This window comes from Streptomyces sp. XM83C, assembly GCF_023072675.1.
Lineage (GTDB): Bacteria > Actinomycetota > Actinomycetes > Streptomycetales > Streptomycetaceae > Streptomyces > Streptomyces thermocoprophilus.
In genome coordinates, this window is record NZ_JALLGL010000391.1 from 1 (window position 1) to 4,903 (window position 4,903).

The window sequence follows — 4,903 nt, forward strand, 5'->3', positions numbered from 1 at the left end:
GGCCGGAACCGCCGGGGTGTTCGCCCTCGGCACCGGCGGCGGGCGGGGCCGGGGCCTTCGAGGTGCCGCCGGTGCCGAGGGCGAACACCCCGGCGGTTCCGGCCGCCCCCGCGGCGAGGGCGCCCGTGAGCAACGCGCGGCGACGCGTGAACAACTGATCCTTCTTCATGAGTCATGCCTCGCCCCTCGGACGGGCGGCGCACCACAACGACACCGGTGCGGCGGCGGGAACTCACCCGAGCGGCCCAAGCAGCCGGGGCATCCCCGGCCCGTACGGCCCCATCCGGTCGGCGTCCGGTCAGCGGCGGCGGACCAGCGGGAAGGGCAGCGTCTCACGGATCGTCAGGCCGGTGAGGAACATGACGAGCCGGTCGACGCCGATGCCGAGTCCGCCGGTGGGCGGCATCGCGTATTCGAGGGCGTCGAGGAAGTCCTCGTCGAGTTCCATCGCCTCGGGGTCGCCGCCGGCGGCCAGCAGGGACTGGGCGGTGAGGCGGCGGCGCTGCTCCACGGGGTCGGTCAGCTCCGAGTAGGCGGTGCCCAGTTCGGTGCCGAAGGCCACCAGGTCCCAGCGTTCGGCGAGCCGCGGGTCGGTGCGGTGCTGCCGGGTGAGCGGGGAGACGTCGGTCGGGAAGTCCTTGTAGAAGGTGGGCAGCTTCGTCCGCTCCTCGACGAGCCGCTCGTACATCTCCAGTACGACGTCGCCGTGGCCGTCGTCGGCGGTGTACGGCACGTCGGCCCGGTCGCACAGCAGGTGCAGCCGGGCCAGGTCGGTGCCGGGGTCGATCTCCTCGCCGAGGGCCTCGGAGATGGCGCCGTACACGGTCTTGACGGGCCAGGTGCCGGAGATGTCGTGCTCCTCGCCGTCCTTGTGGGCGACGGGCCGGCCGAACGCGGCGACGGCGGCGCCCTGGATGAGTTCGCGGGTGAGGTCGAGCATCACGTCGTAGTCGGCGTGCGCCTGGTAGGCCTCCAGCATTGTGAACTCGGGGTTGTGCTTGTAGGAGACGCCCTCGTTGCGGAAGGTGCGGCCCATCTCGAAGACCTTCTCCAGCCCGCCGACGCACAGCCTCTTCAGATACAGCTCGGGGGCGATGCGCAGGTACAGGTCGAGGTCGTAGGCGTTGATGTGGGTGGTGAAGGGGCGGGCGTTGGCGCCGCCGTGGATCTGCTGGAGCATCGGTGTCTCGACCTCCAGGTAGCCGCGCTCCAGCAGGCCCTGGCGCAGGGCCTGGACGGCGGTGGAGCGGGCGCGGACCACGTCCCGGGCGGCGGGGCTGGTGACGAGGTCGAGGTAGCGCATCCGGACCTTGGCCTCGGGGTCGGTGAGGCCGCGGCGTTTGTCGGGCAGGGGGCGCAGACATTTGGCGGTGAGCTGCCAGGAGGTGACGAACACGGTGGGTTCGCCCTTGCGGCTGCGGCCTGCCCGGCCGGTCGCGGTGATGTGGTCGCCGATGTCGGTGTCGGCGCGGAACCGGGCGAGGGCGGGTTCGCCGGTGTCGTCGCGGGTGAGGGCGAGCTGGTGGTCGCCGGACCAGTCGCGCAGGACGACGAAGACGATCCCGCCGAAGTCGCGGGCCAGCATGATCCGGCCCGCGACGGTGACCCGGTCGCCCTCGCGGACCTCGGCGAGGGTGTGGGTGCGGGCCGGGACGCCGACCGGGTAGGGGTCGATGCCCTCGGCGCGCAGCCGGTCGAGGGTGCGGTGGCGGACGCGGACCTGTTCCGGCAGGCCCGGGTGGGCGTCGGCGGGCCCGGTCTCGTCCCCTCCGGCGAGACCGAGCGCGGACAGCGGGGGCAGACCCTCGGTGGTGGCGGGCCGTCGCGCGCCTTTGGGATGCCCGTGGCCGCGGAGTCTGCGCAGGGAGGGTACGGAGACGAAGCCCTCGGCGATCCCGGAGGCGAGGCCGATGCGGGCGAGGGCGGCGGCGTCGCCGTAGCACAGGAAGCGCGGGTACCACTCGGGGCGGTATTTGGCGTTGGACCGGTAGAGGGCCTCCAGCTGCCACCATTTGGACAGGAACAGCAGCAGCCGGCGCCACATCCGCAGCACGGGCCCGGCGCCGATGCGGGCGCCCTCCTCGAAGACGGAGCGGAACACGGCGAAGTTCAGGGAGATGCGGCGCACGCCCAGCTTGGGCGCGGCGGCGCACAGTTCGGCGACCATGAACTCCATGACGCCGTTGGGCGCGGCGTCCCGGTCGCGGCGCATCAGGTCCAGGGAGATGCCGTCGCGGCCCCACGGCACGAAGGACAGCAGGGCGAGGAGGCGGCCTTCGCTGTCGAACGCCTCGACGAGGAGGCAGTCGCCGTCGGCGGGGTCGCCGAGCCGGTCCAGGGCCATGGAGAAGCCGCGTTCGGTCTCGGTGTCGCGCCAGGCGTCGGCCTTGCGGACGATCTCCTCCATCTCGGTGTCGGTGAGGGCGGCGTGGCGGCGGATACGGCAGGTGGCGCCGGTGCGGCGCACCCGGTGGACGGCCTGCCGGGCGACCCGCATGTCGCGGCCGTTCAGGTCGAAGCGGGCGACGTGCACGATGGCCTCGTCGCCGAGCTGGAGGGCGCCGAGGCCGGCGCGGGCGTAGGCGGTGGCGCCGTCCTCGGAGGCGCCCATCACGGCCGGTACCCAGGCGTAGGCGCGGGCGATGCCGAGCCAGGCGTCGATGGCGTGCGGCCAGGCCTCCCGGTCGCCGACGGGGTCGCCGCTGGCGAGGCACACGCCGGCCTCGACGCGGTAGGTGATGGCGGCCTTGCCGCTGGGCGAGAACACGACGGCCTTGTCGCGGCGGGTGGCGAAGTAGCCGAGGGAGTCCTGGTCGCCGTAGCGGCCGAGGAGGGCGCGGATGCGCAGTTCCTCGTCGTCGTGGAGGGCGGCCTCCAGGCGCTGGGAGCGGAACAGGGTGGCTGCGGCGTTCAGCAGGGCGAGCGCGCCGAACAGGCCCAGCAGGAAGAACAGGGCGCGTGGCGGGCGGCCGTCGAAGGAGCCTGCGTCGACGAGTCCGCCGAGGACGCGGTTGGCGGCCCAGCCGAGGCGCTGCCCGGCGGGCAGGGTGCCGGGGAACAGTTCGACGAGTCCCCAGCCGACGAGGACGGACAGGCCCAGCCCGAGCAGCAGCACACCGACGGCGCGGCGTACGGCGGCGCGGCGGGAGGCGGCGTAGAACTCGCGCCGTGCGACGACGAGCAGGCCGAGGGCGAGGCCACAGACGATCAGTGAGGGCAGGGAGTCGGCGTAGTAGCCGGCCACCACGCCGAGGATGTCGACGAGCACCAGCAGGCCGAGGTAGACGACGACCAGCCACCAGGCGACCTTCTTGCGGGCGGCGGTGGCGCCGGCGAGCAGGAACAGGAAGACGGCGTAGGCGAGGTTGGCGCTGACGGGGACGATGACGACGTCCAGGGCGTGCACGACCGGGCGCAGCAGACGGCGCAGCGGCGGTATCAGCGCCAGCAGGACGCAGAGCAGCGCGAGGGCTCCGAAGAAGGTGGCGAACCCTTCGGGGACCCGGCTGAGGAAGCCACGTCCGGGCGGCCGTGTCGGCCCGGGGGTGCCCCGTCCCGCGGCGGCTTCCACGGTGGCACTCATGCATCCGACTGTAGGAAGGTCCACGGCTCCTCGCCCGTCGAGCCGACCGGGGGGATCTGCGGAGGGGCGGCTCCGATAGCCTCGGCACGTGACGGAACAGCACTCTCACCAGTTCGACTCTCATCAGTTCGAGCGGGGCACGGACGGGCCGAAGGTGATCGTGGTCGGGGTGGACGGTTCCGACTCGTCGCTGCGTGCCGCCGCGTACGCGGGCGGGCTGGCGCGGCGGCAGCGGGCCCTGCTGGCCGTCGTGTACGTGCAGCCGGTGATGGCGGCGGGTGCGGCGCTGGGGGTGCCGGTGGCGGAGACCACGGACGAGATCGCGGAAAGCCTCGTCCAGCACATCCGTTCGGCAGCCGAACGGGTGAAGGGGATATTCGATGTGCGGTGGGAGTTCCACACCTTCCGCGGGGACCCGTACAGCGGTCTGGTGCAGGCCGCCGACGAACTGAAGGCGGACGCGGTGGTGGTGGGCGCCTCGGAGCAGGCGGGGCACCGGTTCGTCGGATCGGTGGCGATCCGGCTGGTGAAGGCGGGGCGGTGGCCGGTGACGGTGGTGCCGTAGACGGCGTGGGGTGTGCGGAGCCCGACGGGACCGGCGCCGCTCGCGGTGGTTCCCGGCGGGCGCGGCGCCCGCGGTTCCCGGGGTGACCGGGGCCTGTGTTTCCCGGCGGCGCGGCGCCCGCGGTTCCCGGAGCGACCGACTCCGGCGCCACGGGTCCCCGGCGTGGCCGGGTCAGGCGGCCGGCGGGCCCGTCAGCTGCGCCTGTACGACGGGGCCGTAGCGTTCGACGACGTCCTCGACGGGCGTGGCCCTGAGGTCCTCTGCGCGGGCGATGCCGAACATCGTGCCGAGTCCGACCAGCGCGGCCAGGGCGAGTTCGGCGCGCAGTCCGGCGCCGGGGCCCGGCAGACGCGCGGCGAGCGCGCCGACGACCTGGGCGCGGAAGTTGTCGCGCAGCACGTCGCCGTGGTCGCCCTGCAGCGGGGCGAACGCGATGCGCAGCAGGGGGGCGGTGCCGCGTTCGCGCAGGCTGAGCAGGATGTGCCGGACCATGTGCCGGCCCAGGTCGTCCAGGGGGGCATCGAGGAGGCCCGCGGCGTCCTCCTCGAAGGACATCACGCGTGCGAAGACGGCGTCCTTGTTTCCGAAGTACTTCACGACCAGAGGCGGGCTGACCCCGGCGCGCTCGGCGACGGCCTTGAGCGTGATGTCGGCGTGGGCGTGGCGGGCGAGCAGATAGCGTGCGGCGCGCAGGATGGCCGCCTTGGTCGCCTCGGCGTCCCGGCGGCCGACGGAGCCGCGATGGAGGAAGCGTG

The 4,903-nt window shown here is 73.5% G+C and carries 3 protein-coding genes; 1 reads left to right on the forward strand and 2 read right to left on the reverse strand.

Going from position 1 to position 4,903, the window contains the following annotated elements; all coding sequences use genetic code 11:
* Positions 1 to 298 precede the first annotated feature (298 nt).
* Complete coding sequence (gene lysX, locus MTQ10_RS27830) at positions 299 to 3,583, reverse strand: bifunctional lysylphosphatidylglycerol synthetase/lysine--tRNA ligase LysX (RefSeq protein WP_247473046.1); 3,285 nt, start codon at positions 3,581 to 3,583, stop codon at positions 299 to 301.
* 88 nt (positions 3,584 to 3,671) lie between these two features.
* Between lysX and MTQ10_RS27835 the strand changes: the two genes are divergently transcribed.
* A complete protein-coding gene (locus MTQ10_RS27835; protein ID WP_247473048.1) occupies positions 3,672 to 4,148 on the forward strand; it encodes a universal stress protein in 477 nt (158 codons plus the stop codon).
* 171 nt (positions 4,149 to 4,319) lie between these two features.
* Here MTQ10_RS27835 and MTQ10_RS27840 read toward each other — a convergent pair.
* On the reverse strand, positions 4,320 to 4,903 hold a 584-nt coding region (locus MTQ10_RS27840), incomplete at its 5' end, for a TetR/AcrR family transcriptional regulator (RefSeq protein ID WP_247473049.1).

What these genes read in the sequence shown, in the direction of transcription:
- lysX (WP_247473046.1), bottom strand. Translation starts at nt 3,583, where the DNA reads ATGAGTGCCACCGTGGAAGCCGCCGCGGGACGGGGCACCCCCGGGCCG.